This is a genomic window from Caulobacter sp. GW821-FHT10C03, assembly GCF_059415485.1.
In genome coordinates this window covers 279880-299959 of record NZ_JBWKNI010000005.1, presented here as the reverse complement: position 1 = coordinate 299959, position 20080 = coordinate 279880, and the positions used below count along the sequence as shown (strand labels likewise).

Annotated in this window: 17 protein-coding genes and 1 tRNA gene; 5 read left to right on the top strand and 13 right to left on the bottom strand. The window is 68.0% G+C overall.

The genetic code is table 11. The features are described from left to right. Positions 1-176: 176 nt before the first annotated feature. Positions 177-1031 (bottom strand): DUF3037 domain-containing protein, encoded by an 855-nt coding sequence (locus AC07NG_RS09035; protein WP_494593446.1) that lies wholly within the window; start codon positions 1029-1031, stop codon positions 177-179. After that, positions 1028-1819: a HipA family kinase gene (locus tag AC07NG_RS09030; protein ID WP_494593445.1), complete on the bottom strand. Its 792-nt coding sequence runs from the start codon at positions 1817-1819 to the stop codon at positions 1028-1030. Before AC07NG_RS09030 ends, AC07NG_RS09035 begins: the two co-directional genes overlap by 4 nt. A gap of 550 nt (positions 1820-2369) precedes the next feature. Here AC07NG_RS09030 and AC07NG_RS09025 point away from each other — a divergent pair. Then, positions 2370-2444: transfer RNA gene (locus AC07NG_RS09025), tRNA-Gly, on the top strand. An 80-nt stretch (positions 2445-2524) separates the two neighbouring features. On the opposite strand, the gene AC07NG_RS09020 is transcribed toward AC07NG_RS09025, so the two are convergent. The 5 genes from AC07NG_RS09020 to AC07NG_RS09000 form a co-directional block, all read right to left on the bottom strand. Further along, positions 2525-2962: an EF-hand domain-containing protein gene (locus AC07NG_RS09020; RefSeq protein ID WP_494593442.1), complete on the bottom strand. Its 438-nt coding sequence runs from the start codon at positions 2960-2962 to the stop codon at positions 2525-2527. 147 nt (positions 2963-3109) lie between these two features. Continuing rightward, positions 3110-4606 (bottom strand): PepSY-associated TM helix domain-containing protein, encoded by a 1497-nt coding sequence (locus tag AC07NG_RS09015; RefSeq protein WP_494593440.1) that lies wholly within the window; start codon positions 4604-4606, stop codon positions 3110-3112. Next, entirely contained in the window at positions 4606-5169 is a 564-nt protein-coding gene (locus AC07NG_RS09010; RefSeq protein WP_492855980.1) for a hypothetical protein, read from the bottom strand. The genes AC07NG_RS09015 and AC07NG_RS09010 overlap by 1 nt, the downstream gene beginning before the upstream one ends. Beyond that, positions 5166-7472, bottom strand: a complete 2307-nt coding sequence (locus tag AC07NG_RS09005; RefSeq protein ID WP_494593438.1) for a TonB-dependent receptor — start codon at positions 7470-7472, stop codon at positions 5166-5168. Before AC07NG_RS09005 ends, AC07NG_RS09010 begins: the two co-directional genes overlap by 4 nt. Before the next feature lie 119 nt (positions 7473-7591). Then, positions 7592-8326 (bottom strand): helix-turn-helix transcriptional regulator, encoded by a 735-nt coding sequence (locus AC07NG_RS09000; RefSeq protein ID WP_487288324.1) that lies wholly within the window; start codon positions 8324-8326, stop codon positions 7592-7594. A gap of 95 nt (positions 8327-8421) precedes the next feature. On the opposite strand from AC07NG_RS09000, the gene AC07NG_RS08995 reads away from it, so the two are divergent. Further along, on the top strand, positions 8422-9195 hold the full coding sequence (locus AC07NG_RS08995; protein WP_494593436.1) for a glutathione S-transferase family protein: 774 nt from the start codon (positions 8422-8424) through the stop codon (positions 9193-9195). Between the two features lie 83 nt (positions 9196-9278). After that, a complete protein-coding gene (locus tag AC07NG_RS08990; RefSeq protein ID WP_494593434.1) occupies positions 9279-10004 on the top strand; it encodes an energy transducer TonB in 726 nt (241 codons plus the stop codon). 1028 nt (positions 10005-11032) lie between these two features. Here the strand turns inward: AC07NG_RS08990 and AC07NG_RS08985 are convergent. From AC07NG_RS08985 to erpA, 6 genes are all read right to left on the bottom strand, one after another. Further along, positions 11033-12112: a cytochrome c peroxidase gene (locus tag AC07NG_RS08985; RefSeq protein ID WP_494593432.1), complete on the bottom strand. Its 1080-nt coding sequence runs from the start codon at positions 12110-12112 to the stop codon at positions 11033-11035. A 3-nt stretch (positions 12113-12115) separates the two neighbouring features. Continuing rightward, a complete protein-coding gene (locus tag AC07NG_RS08980) occupies positions 12116-14623 on the bottom strand; it encodes a TonB-dependent receptor (protein ID WP_494593430.1) in 2508 nt (835 codons plus the stop codon). Between the two features lie 160 nt (positions 14624-14783). After that, positions 14784-15149, bottom strand: coding sequence for a hypothetical protein (locus AC07NG_RS08975; RefSeq protein ID WP_494593429.1), 366 nt, complete (start codon positions 15147-15149; stop codon positions 14784-14786). 67 nt (positions 15150-15216) lie between these two features. Next, positions 15217-16137 (bottom strand): hypothetical protein, encoded by a 921-nt coding sequence (locus AC07NG_RS08970; protein WP_494593427.1) that lies wholly within the window; start codon positions 16135-16137, stop codon positions 15217-15219. 69 nt (positions 16138-16206) lie between these two features. After that, positions 16207-16995: an exodeoxyribonuclease III gene (gene xth / locus AC07NG_RS08965; protein ID WP_487288316.1), complete on the bottom strand. Its 789-nt coding sequence runs from the start codon at positions 16993-16995 to the stop codon at positions 16207-16209. Positions 16996-17523: 528 nt separating this feature from the next. Beyond that, positions 17524-17856 carry an iron-sulfur cluster insertion protein ErpA gene (gene erpA, locus AC07NG_RS08960; RefSeq protein WP_494593425.1) on the bottom strand — a complete coding sequence of 111 codons (333 nt, stop codon included), beginning with the start codon at positions 17854-17856 and terminating at the stop codon, positions 17524-17526. A gap of 77 nt (positions 17857-17933) precedes the next feature. On the opposite strand from erpA, the gene AC07NG_RS08955 reads away from it, so the two are divergent. Then, entirely contained in the window at positions 17934-19118 is a 1185-nt protein-coding gene (locus AC07NG_RS08955; RefSeq protein ID WP_494593423.1) for a deoxyguanosinetriphosphate triphosphohydrolase, read from the top strand. 141 nt (positions 19119-19259) lie between these two features. Next, a complete protein-coding gene (gene ftsN / locus AC07NG_RS08950; RefSeq protein ID WP_492855989.1) occupies positions 19260-20075 on the top strand; it encodes a cell division protein FtsN in 816 nt (271 codons plus the stop codon). Positions 20076-20080: the final 5 nt, after the last annotated feature.

Sequence of the window (20080 nt, the reverse complement as noted above, 5' to 3'; positions counted from 1 at the left end):
CCTAATTCCGAGAAGTGCGTGAAACTCCTCGGCCTTATCAATCATCGTGCTAGTCGATTGCCAATTGGAGAGCTGGCGCATCCAGGCCGCTCGCTCAGCCTTCGTCAGTTGCGGGACGTCGTCTGGCTGGCCCACTCCATCGGTGGACATCACTTTAGGATGGCTCAGGTCGTCGCTTATCGCGCGACGATGTTGTCATGAGCCCGCAGCTCGTCCTCGATCTTATCGACTAGATCCTTAGCCGCAGCTTCCTCAATCACCTCGGGTGCGCCTGGACTCAACGCCAAGAGCCTCAGGGCTTTCTCGTAGGCAACTTGGAGATGGGGATTGCTCGGCGCGCCCACGACGAAGTGCGGCTTGAACGGCTCATCGGCTCGGTCCAAGGCCCACATGTGTCCGGCCCATCGCGCGGCTTTGTCCCGAATGTTATCGCTTGAGGACAAATCGAAAGAGAGTGGCTGGTAGCAGTGCCAAGCACCATTCTTCCAAGCATGTTCGAATTCGACTTGATCGACGTCCGAACGGATCACTTTGGGCTGTAGACGGTCAGCAATATTGCGCGCCACCAGCATGTCGCGAACAGGACGCCAAACTGCTGCGTCATCGCGCGATGCCTTTGGTTTGCCGTCGTACTGGGTGACGAAGCGCATATAGAGCTTGTCTAAGGCTTTTTGGGGATCTTCGGTGATCCCCGAGCCCAATTGGCTCCAGACGAAGCTTGTCTCGTCATGAGGCATAGCACGGCGCGCAAAACCGGCGGCGTCGCTAAGCGAGGCGAACATATCGCCACCTTCCTTTTCGCTCAGCTTGCGAACCGCGCGCAGGGTTGATTGCAAGGCGCTCTTGAAGGACTCGCCGTCCAAGGTCGGAAACATCTTGCTCAGTCGAGGTCCAAGCGTCGTACGAACTCGGGCATCGAGGAATCCTGACGCCGCCTCATGCACGAGCACGCCGACGTTAGCAAACTCGCCCGCCAGCGGGTCGTGCCGATACCGCAGCAAGACGTAAGTGTAGGGGCGGCGGTCGGTCATGTCAGGGCGCGCCCGATCTCCACGAGGCATTCATCAATCCTATCACGAACAGCTCGAACGTGGGTTAAAGCTGCCGTTACGCTTTCGCCTGCCTCTGACCACTGGCTAGGCAACGACGCTTCATAATCATCGAGATCATCGTCAGACAACTCCGACCAAGCCGCTTTAATCGCATCCAGGTCAAGCGCCCCGCCACGCAGCCGCGCGGCAAAAACGTGTCGATCATGCTGCATGATGTAGTCGAGAGATCCCACCCGCCAAGGGCTAGGTGGGGGAAAGAGCCCGCGAACAAAGAGCGCCAGTTCATGGTCAATGACCCGGAACTGATCGCCCTTCACCAGCAGATTCGGATTGCTGGGCTTGCGGTCAGGATTTTCGATGAAGGCGTCGAACGCAAAGACTTCAAGCGCGGTTTGTCGGCGCGCTGCGGTCAAGATGTCCTCCGACGACCACTGTCGCCAGCCAACCCCCGCCGCGGCTGATCCGAAAGCGATGGGATTGCTAGCCTCCAACATCTGACGCACGTCGTCGTCCGGAATCGAGGCGATCCATGCTGGGGAGAGTTCCACCAATAACGGTTGGCACACCGGCAGGCCAACGCGACCCGCGATGCAAGCTGCCACCGCCTCGTGAGCCAAACTCTGCACGCTCAGTTCGGGGCGTCCAGACGGCTTGAGGAAGACTTCATGCTCCGCGCCGTCGTCAGTCTCGACGGCAACTCGCAGAGGTCTGTTGCGACCTGCACCGGACTCGCCATCGTACCGGACCGCCGTTCCGAACGCGATCACGCTTGAAGGTTCCTGATATTGTTCGCCACTTGAATGGTTTGACCGCCCCGCTGATCAATCTCGCCCACCTTGGCGGGGACCGACTGACTTGTGAAGCTAGTTTAGGTCCCAAAACCGATCGGGCATGATCTCAATCCTGCTCATCGAATGCTAGCCACAGTTCGGTCGTTTGCAAATTGCCTTGCGGACCGCCTCGAGTGGGGGTCGAACAGGGAGGGGGACTGACGACCTCCATCATAAGCACAATGGCGCTAATAGCCGCGCCAATCACGCTGACAATTAGACCTATCATCGTCAGCCTAAACGCTGAAGGCGGTCAATCCGTCACTGCGAGCCTTGGCGACGGCAAGCGCATGGCGGTCGCCGGGGTGACCATCCACAAGCATTACGTGGATCCCGCGACCACACCCACGCCCCTCATTGCGCTTGAGCACGCCACGAAGACCGGGTAGACGGGACGCCTTCGGAACGGTCTCTGTGGACCGCTGTGTAAACCGATCAGGTTCAGAACAGCGGCGAGGGCGGTAAGCTCTTGAAAACATTGACGCGCGCGGGCGTAGTTCAGAGGTAGAACGTCAGCTTCCCAAGCTGAATGTCGGGGGTTCGATTCCCCCCGCCCGCTCCAAACTTCCCAGACCGTCGAGACAGAGCCCTGGCCGGTCGGCGCGGTCCGGACCGTCGGGGCCGTCCGCGCCGGAAGCGTCCTTACTTGTCGTCGCCGGTGATGAAGCCGTCGCCGTCCTTGTCGCGGCCCTTGAACTCGCGGTCGGCCAGGGCGGTGATCTCGGCCAGGGTGACCTTGCCGTCCCCGTTCCCGTCCTTGTCGGCGGCGGTGACCGCGTCGATGCGCTTCTGGGTCTTGGGATCGTCGGCCGGGGCGGCCTTCAGGTAGAACTGGGTGATCTCGTCCAGGGTCAGCTTGCCGTCGCGGTCGGCGTCGAGCTTCTTGAACAGGCCGGCCCGCTCGGTGGTCCATTCGGCCGGGCTGACCTTGCCGTCGCCGTCCTTGTCGATCCGGGCCAGGCCGCCGTTCAGGGGCTCGCCGGCCAGGGCCGGGCCGGCCAAGGTCAGGCCGGCCAAGGTCAGGGAGGCGCCGGCCGACAGGATCGCGGCCAGGGCGACGAGGGTCTTCGTGCGCTGCATGGGAGTGTTTCCTCGCTATCGTTTCTTGTTGTCGGGCGTGCGCCGGACGGGTTCGGAGGCGTCGCCCCGCGTCCTGCTCGCACGCCCGAGATAGCGGCATTATTTCAATATACGAGTCAATGACTCATATATTGGGATTTATATCCATCACGCCTGGGCCGTCCGGCGCGACGCCCAGGCCGACGCCGCCAGCAGGCCGGCCCCCAGCACCAGCGAGGCGTCTAGGATCCAGGCTACCGGATCCACCGTCCGGCCGGTGTTGAGGCCCAGGTGCACCAGGGCCACCAGGGCAAGGCCCACGGCGCTGGCCAGGCGCAGGCGGATCGACAGCGTCGCCGGCGTCCACAGGAACGCGCAGGCGTTGGCCGCCAGGGTGACGCCGCCCCACACCGCGACCGGCGGGACGCTTGGCGCCAGCAGGGCGACGATGGCCGAGACGGCGTAGGCCAGGGGCTGGCTCCAGCAGAAGGCGACCCACACCCGCTCCCAGCGCGGGGCCGGGCGGCCCTTGTCGCGCCGGCGGGCCAGCCAGATGGCGACGCCGCTGGCGGTGACGGCCGTGAGGCCAAGGCCCAGCAGGAAGTAGGCGACCTTCACCGGCCAGCCGCCGAACCAGCCGAAGTGCAGCGGCGTCAGGCTGGAATAGATGGCCATGCCCAGGTTGCCGCTCTCGAAGCCGGCCGGGCCCAGCACCTTGGCGTTTCCGTCGACGATGATGATCTCGCCGCGCGACAGCCGGCCGGGCGTGACGCGGTTGACGCTCATGTGCTGGCCGGTCTCGCCGGGGTGCTCGACGAAGATGTAGTTGAAGCCGGCCTTGGGGTTCTGGGCCTGCAGCACGGCCAGGCCCCTGGCGACGTCGATCACCGGAGCGGGACGGGCGTCGTCGGCCACCGGCGGGCCGCTGAACAGGGCGAAGACCTTTTCCCGGTTCCCGTCGAACACCACCATGGCCAGCACGCCGACGATCAGCACGCTAAGGCCCAGGAACGCGCCGGTCAGCGACACCACCACGTGGAAGGGCAGGCCCCAGACCGAGATGCGGTTGTGCAGGTCGGCCTCCTGCAGGCGCTTGGAGCCGCCCCATCGGAAGGCGAAGGCGTCCTTGAACACCCGGGGATGCGACAGCACGCCCGAGACCAGCGAGGACAGTAGGGCCACGCCCGTCAGCCCGACCAGGAAGAAGCCCCAGGTGCCGGGCAGGTGCAGGGCGGTGTGAAGCTTGGCCTGGAACTGGCTCCACGGCGTCTTCTGCTCGGCGACGATCTTGCCCGAGGCGTCGGCGAACCAGGTGTGCTCGCCGCCCTTGGCGTCGTCGCCGTGCACCGACAGACGGGGCAGGGCGGGCTCGGGCATGCGGATGAAGAGGTCGTGGGCCTTGGGGTTCTTGGCCAGCACCTCCTCGAAGGCCGCGCCGACGGCGGCCGGGGTCACGCTGTGCAGGACGGGGGCCGTGGGCTGCTCCCAGCGATTGAACTCGCTGGTGAACACCGCCACCGCGCCCGAGAAGCAGACCAGATAGATCAGGGCGGCGAAGGCGAGACCCAGCGCCGAGTGGCCGGCCAGCATGGCGCGCACGAAGGCGGCGGGGATCTTCGGCCAGATCGGCTTGCCGGGCTTGGGCTTGGCTTGCGGGGCGTGCATCAGAGGGAGCCCTTCAGGAACACGGCGCCGAAGCCGAGGACGGTGACGCCGACCAGCACGGCCAGGGCGCGCAGGATCTTGTCGTCCGACAGGGTCCAGGCCATGCCGCCGGCCCACAGGAACGGCACCAGCATGCCGCCGATGATCAGCCGGGTCTTGACCTCGGCGGGAAAGCAGACGGCGACGGCCAGGCCGACGCCCATGGCCGCGGCGCCGCCCAGCGGTCCCGCCAGGAAGCCGCGCAGCCAGCCGCGCCAGGCGACGCGGCGGCGGTCCGACGGCTCCAGGGCCAGCTCGCGCGGGGCCTTGCGCCTGGCCGTGCGCAGCTCGACCCCGACCGCGACCACGGCCAGGGCGACCGTGGAGGCCAGGGCCAGCATGATCGACGGACCGCGCACCACCCCCAGGATCGGGGCGGAGGCGACGAGCGCCGCCGCCAGCAGCGCCCAGCCGCCGACGATCAGCCAGGGGCGGCGGGCGTCGGCGTGGGTCCAGGCGCGCCGCAGCAGCAGCGCGCCGGCCAGGGCGATAGGCGCGAGGGCGAGACCACCTAAGCCGATCACCAGCGGGTCTCCAGCGTCACGCCGAGAATGCGCGGCTCGCCCAGCAGGGCTACCGGCACGTCTTCGCGGGTGTACTGCTTGTACTTTTCGTTCAGCAGGTTCTTGCCGAACACATAGGCCCCCCAATGGGCGGCCTCGTAGCCGAAGCGGCCGTTGACCAGAGTGCGGGCGTCGGCGATGCGGCCGTCCTGCTCGCCGCCGGCCTCGGTGAAGGCCTTGGCGCGGTAGTTGGCGTTGAGGTTGGCGACCAGGCCGTTGTCCCAGCGGTAGTCGCCGCCGACCGCGAAGGTCCAGTGCGGAGCGTAGGGGAATTCCGAGCCCGACAGGTCGCGGATGTCCGACCCCGTGCCGACGCGGAACTCGTCGAACTTGGTCCTGGTGTGGCCCAGCGACGCCCACCAGCTGGCCTTGGGCGACAGGCGCTGGTTCAGCTCCACCTCGAAGCCGTAGAGGTGCGAGGTTCCGGCGTTCTCGACCTGGTAGTCATAGGTGTTGAGGCCCAGGTTGACGATCACCTGCTGGTCGCTCCAGTCGACATAGTAGGCGTTGGCGTTGGCCGTCAGCCCCCACTGCGGCCAGTAGGAGCGCAGCGACAGCTCGTAGTTCCAGGTGAATTCCTGGTCGTAGGGCACGACGGTGGCGCGGGCGACGTTGACCGTCGAGCCGCCCGAGCGATAGCCGCGCTGCACGACGAAGCTGGTCGAGAGGTCGTCGGTCCAGGCGTACTTGACGCCGAGCTTGGGCAGGAAGGCGTCGAACTTGCGCGTCGAGCCGGGCGAGGCGGCGCCGGCCTGGGCCACCATCGAGGCGACGAAGTTGTTCACCAGCACCACGTACGGCGCGTAGGCGCCGAAGTTGGCCGGGGTCGGATAGGTTCCGGCGAACACGGCCGTCTGCGACGACTCCTGCTCGTTCTCCTCGTGGTCGTAGCGGAAGCCGGCCAGCAGGCTGAGCTTGGCGGTCAGGTTGAAGCTGCCGTCGGCGAACAGGGCGGTGGTGGTGACGATCTCCGGCGCGTCCGACGAATAGTCGACCGGGATCACCGGCAGGGCGGCGACATAGATGGCCGCGAAGGCGTTGGCCTGCGCCTGGGCCGTGGCCAGCGGCGTTCCGCCGCTCACCAGGGTCGAGGTCAGCACGCTGACCAGGGTGGCGGTGGGGAAGGTCACGTTGGTCAGACTGGCCGACTTGCGGTCGGAGTCGCGCTTGGCGTGGTAGAGGCCGACCAGGCCCTTCAGCCGCTCGCCGTCGTAGTTCAGGCGCACTTCCTGGCTGGTGGTCTTGGTCAGCTCGTCCTGGCCGCCGTAGGACAGGGTCTGCGGCGTCAGGTCGGCGTCGTAGCGCTGCACCAGGTCGACCTTGCTCCACGAGAACGCGCCCGAAAGGGTGAAGCGCTCGCTTAAGGCCTGTGAGAGCTCCAGGTTGAAGATGTCGGTGGTGATGTCGCTGGTGTTGGGCGTGTCGGTCTTGCTGACGCGGTGGTCGTAATAGTCCGGCGTGTCGGTGCGGGCGTAGGTGTAGAGATAGCCCGACTTGTTTTCGTTGCGGCTGTAGGTGGCGATCGCCTTGAAGCCTTCGAGGGCCGTGGGCGTCAGCAGCAGCTTGCCGCGGTAGGAGCGGGTGTCGGTCGCGTCGTCGTCGCGCTTCTGGACGGTGTTGTAGATGAAGCCGTCGCTCTGGCGATCCTCGAAGGCTAGGCGGAAGGCCAACTGGTCGGCGACGATCGGGCCGCCGCCGGCCAGGCCGATCGAGCGGTCGTCGCCGCTGGCCGCGGTGGCGCGGGCCTTGAAGTTCCAGTCGAAGGTCGGGTCGGTGGTGCGGATGATCACCGCGCCGGCCAGGGCGTTGCGGCCCTGCAGGGTCGATTGCGGACCCCGGAAGATCTCGACCTGACCGACGTCCCACATCTCCAGTGGGCCGCCGTACATGGCGCGCTCGGGAATGGCCGCGCCGTCCAGATAGACCGTGGCCAGGCCGCTGGTGCCGCCGCCCGAGACGTTGTTGTTGGCCACGCCCCGGATGGTGAAGCCGCTCTTGCCGTAGGTCTCGCTCATGTTCGCCGTGCGGGCGACCACGTCGTAGAAGCTGCGGATCTGCTCGCGCTCGATCGTGCGGGCGGTGGTCACGGCTACGCTGGTGACGGTGTCCTGCAGCGAGCGGGCGGTCTTCTCGCCGGTCACGACCACGGCGTCGACCGCGGTGGGGGTTTCGGGCGCCGTCGCGATCGGCTCCTCGGCTCGAACCGCGCCCGCCAGCGCCGCCCACGCGCCCAGGGCGCTCGCCATCATCAACCGCGATCTCATGCACTTCCCCCGTTACTAAGAACGGGTCGCAGCTACCGGGCGTTCAATTGCGAGTCAAATGCAAACTCATTCGCAAAAGTAATCGCAGGGCGCTCAGTTTTGATGGCTGACGTTCCGGTTCAGGAGGAGGGCAGGGCCGGTCCCGCCGCCTTGGCCGCGTCATAGGCGGCCCATTCCTCCTCCATCTGCCGCTGCCACCGGGCGCGCAGCACGGCCGGCCGCTGGCCGTGGCGGTCGTCGAGGAACTGCGCGGCCACCACCCGGTCGGTGCGGAAGTTGCGGAAGTCGCTGCGCAGTTCGCACCAGGCGATCAGCATCCGCACGGTCGAGAGGTAGCCGACGGTGACCGGCCAGACGACCCGCTGGCTGACCGCGCCCTTCTCGTCGCGATAGTCCAGCCGGATCTTGCGGCCGGCGTGGATCCAGGCCCGGGTCTGGGCCATGTCGATGTTGTCGGGCGTCGGGTTCCACGGCGCGGGGGCGCGGGTCGCCGGCTCCAGCACATAGGGCCGCAGGTTGTCGGGCACGGCGGCGGCGATCTTGGCGATCAGATCGCGGGCGGCGGTGGCCAGGGCGGGATCCCCGCGTCCGGCCACCCATTGGGCGCCCAGCACGGCGGCTTCGATCTCGTCCGGCGTCAGCATCAGGGGCGGCATGTCGTATCCGGCCTCCAGAACATAGCCGACGCCCGCCTCGCCGCGGATGGGCGCCCTCTGACCGACCAAGGCGGCGATGTCGCGATAGACGCTGCGCTTGGAGGTCTCCAGTTCGGCGGCGATGGAGTCGGCGGTGACCGGCGTCCGGCTGCGGCGAAGGATCTGGATGATCTGGAATAGGCGTTCAGCGCGTCTCATGGGTCCCACAGTGCCGGATCGTTGCTGACAGCATGCTGGCAGCAGGGTGGCGGCAGTCTGTCCTCATCGCAATACCGCACGAGAGGGACCTCGAGATGATCACGCTCTACGCCGCCGGCCCGGCCTACGGCCTGCCTGAGGGAAGCCCCTACGTCACCAAGACCGAGATCCACCTGATGATGGCGGGCCTGGCCTACCAGAAGGTCCCGGCCCATCCCGAGACCTCGCCCAAGGGCCAGCTGCCCTGGATCGACGACGACGGGGTCAAGGTCGCCGACTCCACCTTCATCCGCGCCTATCTCGAGCGCAGCTACGGCGTCGATCTCGATGCGGGCCTCACCCGGGTCGAGCGCGCCCAGGCCTGGGCGATCGAGCGCATGGTCGAGAACCAGCTGGGCTGGGCCAACTGCTACTTCCGCTTCTTCGACTTCGACAACTTCGAGAAGGGGCCGGCCCATTGGTTCGACGGCGCGCCGGAGGCCATGCGCCAGGACCTGAAGGCGGGCCTGCTCGACGCGGTCGAGGCCAATCTCAAGGCCGTCGGGATCGGTCGCCACGGCCCCGACGAGATCGTCGAACTGGCCGCCTGGTCGCTGACCGCGCTCTCGGAGATGCTGGGCGACAAGGCCTTCCTGATGGGCGAGCGGCCGACCAGCGTCGACGCCATCGCCTTTTCCATGCTGGCCCAGATCCTGACGCCGTTCTTCGACTCGCCGATCCGCCAGCGGGCCGAGGGGTTCTGCAACCTGGTGGCCTATGCCGAGCGGATGCTGGCGACCTTCTATCCGGCCTTCGCGCCCCAAGGTCGTGAGGAGGTGCGGCCTGAGGTTCGCGGAGAGGCTGGGCAGGAGACCCTGTGGGCCGCGTGATCCGTATCCGTCCGGACGTTGTTTCGGGGCGCACCTTCCTGTAGATGCGACGCATTCTTATTGAGTGCGTGGAGTCTATCGGCGTGGGACGACCCCGGACGGGCGGGCGAGGCGGGGACAAGGCGCTCGCGGCGGGCGTTTCCCTGGGCCTGCACGCGGCCGCCGTTCTGGCGCTCGTCGGCTTCGTGCGCACCATGCCGGGCCTGTCCGAGCCGCCGGCCATGGAGGCGGCGCTGTTCGAGGTCCTGACTCCCAGCCCCGAGCCTTCGCCGTCCCAGGCGTCCAGCGAGCGGCGGGCGCAGGAAGTGCCGCGCGAGGCCCGCAGCGTCTCGCCGATCAGGCCGCGTCCTGTCCCGATCCCCGCGCCCGAGCCGCTGTACGCCGCCCCGCAGGTCGCGCCCCAGCCGGTCGAGAGCCGGGTTTCGTCGTCGGTGACCCCCGTCGCGGCGGTCGCCGCGGCCGCCTCGGCCCCGGCCGGCGGCGGAGCGCCGGTCCAGGTTCGCGGCGACGCGTCCAAGTCGCACGACCCCTACGCCGCCCAGGTGCTGTCGTGGATCGAGGCCCGCAAGACCATGCCCGAGGCCCTGCGCCGCCGCCGCTCCCAGGGCGTGGTGGTGGTGGCCTTCACCCTCGACCGCTTCGGCCGGATGTCGCGGGCGAGCATCGTCGAAAGCAGCGGCGACCACGCCCTCGACGCCGCCGCCATGGACCTCCTCACCGCCGCCGCCCCCTTCCCCAAGGCCCCCCGCGACTCCGACTGGAACCGCCGGCGCTTCGAGACCCCGATCGCGTATGCGGTGAAGGGGTAGGGAAAAGATCCTCCCCCTCTGGGGGAGGTGGCCCGAAGGGCCGGAGGGGGGGCGCTTTCAGCCGCCGCCGCGCCGACCTTTCCCCCGTAAAATCCCCGCGAAAGCGGGGACCCAGGCTTTTTCTGAAATCCACGACCGCTGATCCCTCTCCCCTTGCGGGAGAGGGTGGCCTGCGAAGCAGGTCGGGTGAGGGGTCTCTCAAATCTCGAAGCCGCGTGCGGCGGTTAGGCCGGGCGGAAGCGTCTCCCATTTGAGAGACCCCTCATCCGTCGGCCTTCGGCCGCCACCTTCTCCCGCAAGGGGAGAAGGATCGGGAGATACGCACACTGCTCACACGGCGTAATCGGAAAAGAACCCAACCAAATCAACGCCCTAAAACTTTATAATCCCAACTTATCCCCACCTGCTCAAGCCGCCCCATAATCAAACCCATCCCAGCCATGGGGAGGGCTCTTGGTACCGGCCCGAGTTAGCGGCTGTGGATCGCATCGAGCGGGGCCGCTTGGGGCGTCATGGGAAGGGCGGGTTTGCAGGATCGCTCAGAAGGCGTGATTGGGCCGCCAGCCGTTCCGTGACGAAACTTGCGGGTCGACAGGGCCGGGATCGTTTCAAACCGGCCTAACAGGATCAGCCGAGGCGCCGCCGGATCACCGCGGGGCTATTGGTCCTGCCCGTCCGAGGGACAACCGGGTCCAGGGTTGAAAAAGCACCCGCGCGCCCGGTCCTTCGAGCCTACGATGTGGCGGAGCGGTCAGACGAAGCCGAAACGCTAAAACACATCACGGTCTCCGGGCTCCGCCCGGCCGCTCCGCGCCTCCCCATCAACTGCCGCCGAAAAGCGGGAGATCGCCTCTCCATGCCCTCTCCCCTTGCGGGAGAGGGTGGCCCTGCGGAGCAGGGTCGGGTGAGGGGTCTCTCAGAACTCAAAACCGCGTGCAGCGGTCAGGCCGGACGAGGCGTCCAATGTCAGCGCGACCCCTCATCCGACGGCCTTCGGCCGCCACCTTCTCCCGCAAGGGGAGAAGGGGTCAAAGCGTCTCCAAAAACGCCACCAGCGCGGCCTTCTCCTCGCGCGTCAGGCCGAGCGGCTTCAGCAGCGGGGTGGTGTTCGGGAACAGGCGGTCGCCGACCTGGTCGGGCTTGGGCCGCAGCCGCGCGCCGCCTTCGTTGTAGAAGTTCACCGTTCCCTCCAGCGTCGGGAAGATGCCGTTGTGCATGTAGGGGCCAGTCCGCGAGACGCCGCGCAGCGACGGGGTCAGGAAGGCCCCCACGTCGGCCGGGTCGCCGCTGACCTCGTAGCGGCCCAGGTCCTGCAGCTTGCGGCCATAGAAGCTGAGGCCGATGTTGTGGAACTTGCCGTCCGACAGCAGCGGGCCGTTGTGGCAGTTGGCGCAGCCGGCCTTGCCCTGGAAGAGCTCCAGCCCCTGCAGCTCCTGGTCGCTCAGCACCCGGCCGCCCAGGCTCAGCACCCGGTCCCACTTGCTGCTGCGCGGCTTGAGGGTGCGCTGGTAGGCGGCCAGGGCCTTGGCGGCGTCCTGGGCGGTGACGCGCTTGCCGCCAAAGGCCTGCGAGAAGGCCTTGCGATAGTCGGGGTCGGCGTTCAGCCGGCGCTCGACCTCGCGCGGGTCGGCGGCCATCTCCTTGTGGTCGACCAGCGGACCGAGCGCCTGGGTCTCCAGGCTGCCGGCCCGGCCGTCCCAGAACAGCGGCGTGCGCCAGGCCACGACGGTCAGGGTCGGGGCGTTGCGCCGGCCGCGCTGGCGGTCGTGGCCGAACGAGGTCTTCACCCCGTCGCCGAACGCCAGTTCCGGATTGTGGCACGAGGCGCAGGCGATCTGGCCCGAGCCCGACAGCCGCGGATCCTCGAACAGCTTCTGGCCCAGCGCGACCTTTTCCGGCGTCTGCGGATTGTCGGCCGGAACGACCTGAGCGGGCAGGGCGCCGAACGGGGTGAACGAGGCCCCGGCCAGCAGGGTCGGGGCCGGCCAGCTGTCGGGCTTGCCGGAGAAGGCGGCGCGGCGAACCGCGTTCGCGTCGGGAAGCGGCGCCAGCCCGATCAGGGCCGCCGCCGTTCCCAGCAGGAGCAGGAGATTCGCCGCGCGCTTCATGGGTTAGAACTTGTAGCTCATGCCCACCCAGAACGAACGGCCAAGCTTGTAGGGCTGGCTGGTCGTCGAGGCCGTCACCGTCTGCGGCGTCACGTCGAACAGGTTGGTGATCCGCAGGTCGAGGCGGGCCTCGCCGTACGCCGTCTTGGCGATCAGCGCCTGGATGTTGGCGTTGAAGGTCGTCTGGGCCTTGTAGCGGACCACGTCCCAAACCGCGTAGCGCACGCTGCTGACGGTCTGGTACGTGCCCGTCTCCTCGATCTGGTCGAAGCCCGAGCGCCAGCGGGCGTTCAGGTTGGTGCGGATGCGGCCGCTCCACCAGTCGGCGCTCCAGTCGGCGTTGACCAAGCCCGGGGCGGCGTAGTTGAGGCGCTGGTTCTCGGAGATCACGCCCAGCAGGCTGCGCACCTCGCCCTTGTAGTAGATCAGCTCGTCGGCGTACTCGCTCTCGTCCGACGGATCCTCGTAGTAGTTGTCGCTGAGGTTGTCCTCGGTCTTCGACCACGAGCCGTTGACGGTGACGGTGTGGCGGCCAAAGCCCCGGCTCCATTCGGCCGAAATCCCGCGGTACGAGGTCTCGCCCTCGTTGCCCAGGTGCGTGGTGTTGTAGGTGTAGGTCTGGTTGTTGGTCTCGCGGACGTAGCTCTGGACCGTGACCACGCCGGCGGTGAACTGGTCGCGGGCCTCGCGGGCCACGCCCTTGATCCGCGCCACGCCGCCGAACACCGGCTTGGAGAGGGCGAAGGTCAGCTCGTCGGAATAGGGCGTCTTGACGCCGGTGCCGGCCACGCCGGCCGTCACCGAGTGCGAATAGAGGTACCAGTCGCCGGCCACCAGCTGGCCGTTCACCGTCGAGGTGGTGCGGCGATAGACCTTGGTGCCCGGATACTGCGACTTGATCGCGTAGCCCAGGAAGTCGCGCGAATAGTAGCGGTTGGCGCCGACCGTGGCGGTGACCGCCCACGGCAGTTCGTAGACCACCGACAGGCGCGGGGCGAAGCTGTGGTTGTCGAGCAGGCTCTCGTGGTCGTAGCGCAGGCCGCCGCGCACGGTCAGCGGGCCGCGGCTGACCTCGTATTCGGCGAAGGCCGAGACCGAGTCGAGGCTCGCCTCGGCGTCATAGGCCGCATAGTAGATGGCGCTGGTCAGGACGACGTCGCCGGTCTTGCAGGCCACGTCGCCCGTGGCGCACGAGACCAGGCTGCTGACCGTGCCCTGGCTGTAGGCGTAGTTGTCCTCGGGCCGGCGCTTGCGGGCCGTGACGTGGCCGTAGTCGGCGCCGACGCGCAGCTCGCCGCCCAGCAGGGGCTGGCTCCAGCGGGCCTGCAGGCCGATGTCTTCCTGCCACTGGTCGAGGTCGCCGAAGCTGCCCTCGGTGCAGTTGGTGTTGGAGCACCAGTCGGCGTAGTTCGAGGCCGAGGGCCAGGAGAAGTTCGGATCGGGCGCCTTGCGGCCGCTCTGGGCCTTGGCGTAGGTGGCCGCCAGCGACCAGTTCGCCTCGTCGCGCTTGCCGGCCAGTTCGAGCTTGCCGGTCAGGCCGCCGCCCTTCTGGGTCATGACGGCGTTGCGCGAATTGTTGGCCGAGTTCTCGCTTGTGTAGGGGCTGTAGGCGATCTGGCCGCGCAGCACGAGGTCGGGCGCGAGGTCGGCCTCGACCTTGGCCAGCACGTTGTCGCTGCGGCTCTTGAGGCCGAAGGGCGTGCCGCCATAGGCCGCCGCCCGGTAGTAGGTCATCTCGGTTTCCTGCCGGCCGGCGCCGAGCAGGACCCGAACCTTGTCGTTGATCGGCAGGTCGACCGTCGCGTTGACCTTGCACTTCTCGTAGTTCGGGTGCGCCGGCACGCTGGAGCCGAGGGCGTCGCGCTTGGCGTTGGGGATCTTGAACGAGGTCAGGCTGTCGTTGGTGCAGCCGAAGGTGACCGAGCCGCCGAACACGTGGGCCGGCTGGCGCGTCTCGATCTGCACCATGCCGCCGGTGAAGCCGCCGTACTGGGCCGAGATGTTGCTGTCGCGGACGGTCAGGCTCTCGATCAGGTTGCTGTCGAGCCAGATCGACTGGGCGCTGCCGCCGGCCGTCTCGTTGTAGTTCTGGGCGTTGCTCGACAGGTCGACCACGTTCAGGCGGCTGTTCACGCCCACGCCGTCGATCGAGAAGTAGTTGTCGTAGTACTGGCCGCCCGAGAGCGAGATGTTGGCCGGCCGCAGGTCCTGGATGCTGTCCTGCGTCGCCAGGCCCTGGTCGGCGTCGAAATTGGCGTAGGGCAGGATCTTCAGGGTCTCGATGACGTCGCCGTTGCCGGGCGTGCGGTCCTCGATGGCGCGGCGGGTGATCTTCGAGGTGCCGGAATCGACCGGGTCGGCGGCCTCGTAGGCCGCGGCCGGCGGCTGGGCGGCGGTCGCCTCGATGCTGACCTTGGGAAGGCGCTCGGCCTGTTCGTCCTGGCTCCAGGCCTGTCCGGCCGCGCCCAGCGCCACGGCCATCGCCGCGGTGGCCAACATCGCTTGCTTCATCACTCGCCCCGTACTCAACGCTTGTGCGTATCAATCGCAATAAGGGCGCGGGTCATACGGGCGTTGAGATCGACTCGCAACTACGTGCTGGCCGCAATGGCAAAAAATGGGCGCGATCGAGAAGGATTGGGGCGGATGACGATGCGTCGATCGCCTACCTTTACTTGCGGCGCTCGCGCAGCTCTTCCTGGAAGCGATATTCCAGGGCCTGCTCGAACTCGCTGGCCTCGACGAAGCGCCGCTTCATCGCCAGGGCGGGAAAGCCGCTTTCGTCGTGCTCCTGGGGCGGCACGAACTTGATCGGCAGGCGCTTGGCGATGGTCTCCGGCTGCGCGGCGGCCGGAAACGCCTCGGCGTCGGCGATCGCCAGGCGTTCGGCGGCCTCGGCCTGGCTGACCACGCCGTCGCCGTCGCGGTCGGCGAGGTTCAGCACCAGCTTCTGCGGGGCCGGGGCCGCGGCCATCGGTTGGGCCATGGCCGGAGCGGCCAGCAGGAGCGGCAGGGCGAGGGCGGCGAGGCGGATCATGGCGCGTCTCCACGGGACGGCGAAGCGTGACCCAAGTGACGGACTTTCGCAACCCTGGCGGGAGGCCTCAGTCCTCGTCGTCGAGGTCGAAGGGCAGCTCGTCCTGGTCGTCCCTGGGCGAGCGCGAGGCCTTGGACACCGGCTTGTAGGGACGCTCGGGCGGCTGGTAGGCGGGGCCGTCGTCAGTGTGGGCGTCGCCGTCGTCGGCCCAGGCCTGGATCGGCGCCTCGGGATCCGACCACGGCGGATCGGCGGCCTCGGGGCCGTCGTCGATCTCCTCGAACAGCGGGGCGGTGGCCACGGCCGCCGCGCTCGCGCCGGCGCCGGTCGCCACGGCCTCGCGCGCCGAACGGTAGGGCGCGGGCTTCTCGAAGGCTTCGGCCGGAGCCGCCGGCGCCGGACGACGGGCGATCTCGGGCTCGGCGGCCTTGGCGGCCGGAGCGGGCGGGGGGCCGCGCGGCGCCAGCGGCCGGCGGACGATGGCCTCGGCCCGGGCCAGCCAGCGGTTGGCCTCCTGGATCGCCAGGGCGGGCGAGCGGCTCTGGCGCTGCTGCTGGTCGCCTTCCAGCCACAGGTCCAGCTCGAAGTCGGGGTGGCGCGGATCGTCGAAGATCATGCGCAGGCAGACCCGGCTGGCCTGCTGGACGATCTGGTCGATGGCCCGGCGCTGCTCGCCCCGGAAAACCCGGCCGATCACCTGGTTGTCGACCGAAAGCTCGGCCCCCATCAGCTCGTCGATGCGGTAGAGCAGGCACCAGGTCCCGTTGTCCCAGGCGACGGCGGCGGTGTTGGTGTCGAACGAGAAGCCCGCGCCCTTGCCGCGGCCGTGAGCGATGATCACGGTCTCGGGTTCGCCCTTCAGCACGTGGCGGAGGGCGCGGCGGATACGCCGCTCTTCGTCCATGAACCAGATGGCCGCGCTGCCCATGAAGGTGACGGCCGAGCCGGCGATGGCCACGAGCACAAGGAGACGCCAGAACTCGCTCATGGTTTCGGAAACTAGCGGCGTTCGCGGATTCGCGACAGGGGCGCCGGCTACCGCGCGTCGCTGGTGGCCCTAGAGGGCCAGCCTGGCCACCACCGGCACGTGGTCCGACGGCTTCTCCTTGTCGCGCTCGTCGCGATGGATGGTCACGTCCTCAAGGATGTCGGCGGCCTGGGGCGACAGCAGCAGGTGGTCGATGCGGATGCCCAGGTTCCGCGGCCAGGCGCCGGCCTGGTAGTCCCAGAAGGTGTAGCCGCCCGGCGCGCCGTCGTACTGCATGTAGGCGTCGGTGAAGCCGAGGTTCTTCAGCGCCCGGAAGGCGGCGCGGCTCTCGGGCTGGAACAGGGCGTCGCCTGCCCAAGCCTCGGGATTGGCCACGTCCTCGGCCTCGGGAATGACGTTGTAGTCGCCGGCGATGACCAGCGGCTCCTCGAAGGCCAGCAGCCCCTTGGCGTGTTCATGCAGGCGGCGCATCCACGACAGCTTGTAGGCGAACTTCTCGGTGCCGATCGGATTGCCGTTGGGCAGGTAGATGCCGACCACCCGCACCGGCTTGGGGCCCGAGATCACCGCCTCGACATAGCGCGCCTGCTCGTCTTCGGCGTCGCCGTCGAGCAGCGGCAGGCCCTTGCGGACGTCCTCAAGAGGATGCTTCGAGAGCAGGGCCACGCCGTTGTAGGTCTTCTGGCCGTGGACGACGACGTTGTAGCCCAGGCGCTCGAAGGCCTCTGCCGGGAACTTCTCGTCGACGCACTTGATCTCCTGCAGCACCGCGACGTCCGGCGCCTCGGCCTCGAACCAGGCCAGGACGTTGTCCAGGCGGGCGTTGACCGAATTGACGTTCCAGGTGGCGATGCGCATGGCGGGCTCCGAGCAGGCGCGCGAGGCTAGGGGGCGCGGGCTTCGGGCTCAAGCGGCCGAGGGGAGATTTCGGGGGATAGGGCGCTTAGCCGATCTGATCGATGATCAGTTCGCGCAGTTCGGCGCGGGTGAGGCCGGGCCAGGCCCAGAGGGTGGCGGGCGAGAGCGGGGAGGTCACGGCAGGCGAAAGGTTCGGAATGCGCGGCTTTTGGACAGCGATGGGCGCACGAGTGGTGTTGGTTTTCATAAAGTTCCAGTTTGGGAACGACGATGTCGTCGTTCCGGATGATCGAATTAGGGGAAAAGTCCGCCCGCGCCGCGGGGCGGCGCTAGGGCGAGGATGGCGCTTTCGTGCGGCATTGAGGGCCGCAGGTAATGAGCGCTCGCTTACATATAGGGGAGGGGGCGTCGCATTACAATGGTCACGCGACAATCGCGACGCCAGGTCGCAGGCGCCGAAAAGCGCGACGGGCGCCAAGTCGCGCCCGTTTCAAGCCGCTGTCGGCGTTGGCCAGCAGGCCTTCGCGATCAGATCGAGAAGCTGACGCCGCAGCCGCAGCTGGACTTGGCGTTGGGGTTCTTAACTCGGAACTCGGCGCCGGCCAGTTCGTCGACGAAGTCGATCTCCGAGCCCTTCAGTAGAGCCAGGGAGATCACGTCGACCAGGGCCGCGGCCCCGTCGCGCTCGATCTTGAGGTCGTCGTCCTGCGCGGCCTCGACCAGGTCGAACCGATATTGGAAGCCCGAGCAGCCGCCGCCGTCGACGGCGACGCGCAGCATCACCTCGCGGCCTTCGGCCTCGGAAAGCGCGTGCAGCCGGCGGGCGGCGTTCGAAGAAAGCGTAACGATGGTGTCGGTCATGGCTGTGGAAACTTCATCTATCGCCTATATGAGGACGTCCGCGCCCCGGGGAAAGGGGCGATCAGCAAAGGCCGCTCATGTCGACGTCTCCGTTCGCCGTCCTCCGCGCCCCTTACGCCGAGGATCCGGCCAAGTCTCGCGGCCGGCGATACCAGGAAGACGAGAGCCGTACGCGCACCCCGTTCGCTCGTGACCGCGACCGCATCATCCACACCTCGGCCTTCCGTCGCCTGAAGGAAAAGACCCAGGTGTTCGTCGCCCACGAGGGCGACCAGTTCCGCACCCGCCTGACCCATTCGCTGGAAGTGGCCCAGATCGCCCGCTCGCTGGCCACGGCCCTGGGGCTGGACGTCGATCTGGCCGAGACCATCGCGCTCGCCCACGACCTGGGCCATCCGCCATTCGGCCATGCCGGCGAAGACGAACTGGAACTGCAGACCAAGGACTTCGGCGGCTTCGACCACAACGTCCAGACCTTCCGCGTGGTGACCGAACTGGAGCATCGCTACCCGGACTTCATCGGCCTGAACCTGACCTGGGAGACCCTCGAGGGGGTCATCAAGCACAACGGTCCGGTGGTTCATAAGCTGGGCGAGCCGTCGTGGAAGGCGATTTCCAAGTACGACGCCGAATACGGCCTCAAGCTGGACACCTGGGCCTCGGCCGAGGCCCAGGTCGCGGCCCTGTCGGACGACATCGCCTACAACAACCACGACATCGACGACGGTGTGGAGGCGGGGCTCTTCACGCTGGACGAACTGATGGACGTGCCGCTGATCGGCCCGATCCTGGCGGCGGTGCGCAGCGAGCGTCCGGAACTCGACGCCCGCATCACCCGCCTGGAGGCCGTTCGCCGGATGATCGGCGCCATGGTCGACGACGTCATGGGCGAGACCCTGCAGCGGGCCGCGGCCACCGGCGTCGCTTCGGCCGACGACGTGCGGGCGCTGCCGCATGCGCTGGTGTCGTTCTCGGCCGACATGCTGGAAGACCTGGCCCGCCTTCGCCAGTTCCTCCACGCCAAGATGTACCGCCACTGGCGAGTGAACCGCACCCGCAGCCAGGCGCGCCGCATTCTGGCCGAGATGTTCACGCTTTTCTTGGCCGAACCCGAGGTCCTGCCCTCTGAATGGTTCGCCAAGTCGCAGAACCGCGACCAGGCCGGAAGGGCCCGCGTGGTGTGCGACTACATCGCCGGCATGACCGATCGTTTCGCCATCGAGGAGCACCGCAAGCTGTTCCATCTGGATGTCTGGAACTGACGGCCTGCCGCCGCGGAAGGAACATGCACAACCGGCAAGGGTGCGACAGTTCTGAACGGGGATCGGGTCCAGTACAGTACGAACTTGCGCGCGTGATTCGCCGATGGCGATGCGAGCGCCGGAATTCTGGAGCCTAGTGAGATGTCCGACCCGCACCGCGGCGCCTATGCGCCGCCCACCGATGCGCCGCTGTCCTTCGATGCGCGCCAGCCGGTGCGTGGGTCGAGGCCCCTGCCTCTGACCCTGATCATCAGCGCGGTGGTGCTCGCCACCCTGCTGGTCGGCGTGTTCCTGGTCTATCGCAACGGCATCCGCGGTCCGAACGAACCGCCGCGCACCGTTGGCGAGCCCGTGGCCGAGATGAAGGCTGCTCCGGCGCCGGACCAGAACAAGCCCGACGAAGCCGCCGGCCTGCAGATCTACAGCCACGAGAACCCGACGGCCTCGCCGACCTACGCCGCGCCGCCGGAAGAGCCGATGGCCCGTCCGACCGCGCCGCCGCCGGCCGCCCCGGTGCAGAGCGCCAGCCTGCCGCCGGCCAAGCCGCCTGTCGCCGCGCCCAGCGCGCCGGTCTCCGCCGCTCCGGCCAAGCCCGCGCCGACCAAGCCGGCTCCGGCGCCCAGCATCGAGAGCCTGGCCACCGCCGCCGTCGCGCCGCCCAAGACTGTTCCGGCCAAGCCGGCCGCCGCCGCGCCGAAGCCCGCCGCGACCGCTTCGGGTCCGGCCAGCGTCCAGATCGGCGCCCTGTCCTCGACGGCCCTGGCCGACAAGGCCTGGGGCGACGCCGCCCGCATCGCGCCGGGCCTGGCCGCCGGCAAGGGCAAGAAGGTCGAGGCGATCGACAAGAACGGCTCGACCCTCTACCGCACCTCGGTCACCGGCTTCTCCAGCCGCGCCGACGCCAAGGCGTTCTGCGACGCCCTGACGGCCGCCGGCAAATCCTGCTTCGTGAAGTAGGCGAG

Excerpts from the sequence above, each read along its gene's own strand:
- AC07NG_RS08985 (WP_494593432.1), bottom strand. The coding sequence starts at position 12,112 with ATGAAGCGCGCGGCGAATCTCCTGCTCCTGCTGGGAACGGCGGCGGCC.
- AC07NG_RS09000 (WP_487288324.1), bottom strand. The coding sequence starts at position 8,326 with ATGAGACGCGCTGAACGCCTATTCCAGATCATCCAGATCCTTCGCCGC.
- AC07NG_RS09005 (WP_494593438.1), bottom strand. The coding sequence starts at position 7,472 with ATGAGATCGCGGTTGATGATGGCGAGCGCCCTGGGCGCGTGGGCGGCG.
- AC07NG_RS08970 (WP_494593427.1), bottom strand. The coding sequence starts at position 16,137 with ATGAGCGAGTTCTGGCGTCTCCTTGTGCTCGTGGCCATCGCCGGCTCG.
- erpA (WP_494593425.1), bottom strand. The coding sequence starts at position 17,856 with ATGACCGACACCATCGTTACGCTTTCTTCGAACGCCGCCCGCCGGCTG.
- AC07NG_RS08955 (WP_494593423.1), top strand. The coding sequence starts at position 17,934 with ATGTCGACGTCTCCGTTCGCCGTCCTCCGCGCCCCTTACGCCGAGGAT.
- ftsN (WP_492855989.1), top strand. The coding sequence starts at position 19,260 with ATGTCCGACCCGCACCGCGGCGCCTATGCGCCGCCCACCGATGCGCCG.
- AC07NG_RS08995 (WP_494593436.1), top strand. The coding sequence starts at position 8,422 with ATGATCACGCTCTACGCCGCCGGCCCGGCCTACGGCCTGCCTGAGGGA.
- AC07NG_RS08975 (WP_494593429.1), bottom strand. The coding sequence starts at position 15,149 with ATGATCCGCCTCGCCGCCCTCGCCCTGCCGCTCCTGCTGGCCGCTCCG.
- AC07NG_RS09020 (WP_494593442.1), bottom strand. The coding sequence starts at position 2,962 with ATGCAGCGCACGAAGACCCTCGTCGCCCTGGCCGCGATCCTGTCGGCC.
- AC07NG_RS09035 (WP_494593446.1), bottom strand. The coding sequence starts at position 1,031 with ATGACCGACCGCCGCCCCTACACTTACGTCTTGCTGCGGTATCGGCAC.
- AC07NG_RS09015 (WP_494593440.1), bottom strand. The coding sequence starts at position 4,606 with ATGCACGCCCCGCAAGCCAAGCCCAAGCCCGGCAAGCCGATCTGGCCG.
- xth (WP_487288316.1), bottom strand. The coding sequence starts at position 16,995 with ATGCGCATCGCCACCTGGAACGTCAATTCGGTCAACGCCCGCCTGGAC.
- AC07NG_RS08980 (WP_494593430.1), bottom strand. The coding sequence starts at position 14,623 with ATGAAGCAAGCGATGTTGGCCACCGCGGCGATGGCCGTGGCGCTGGGC.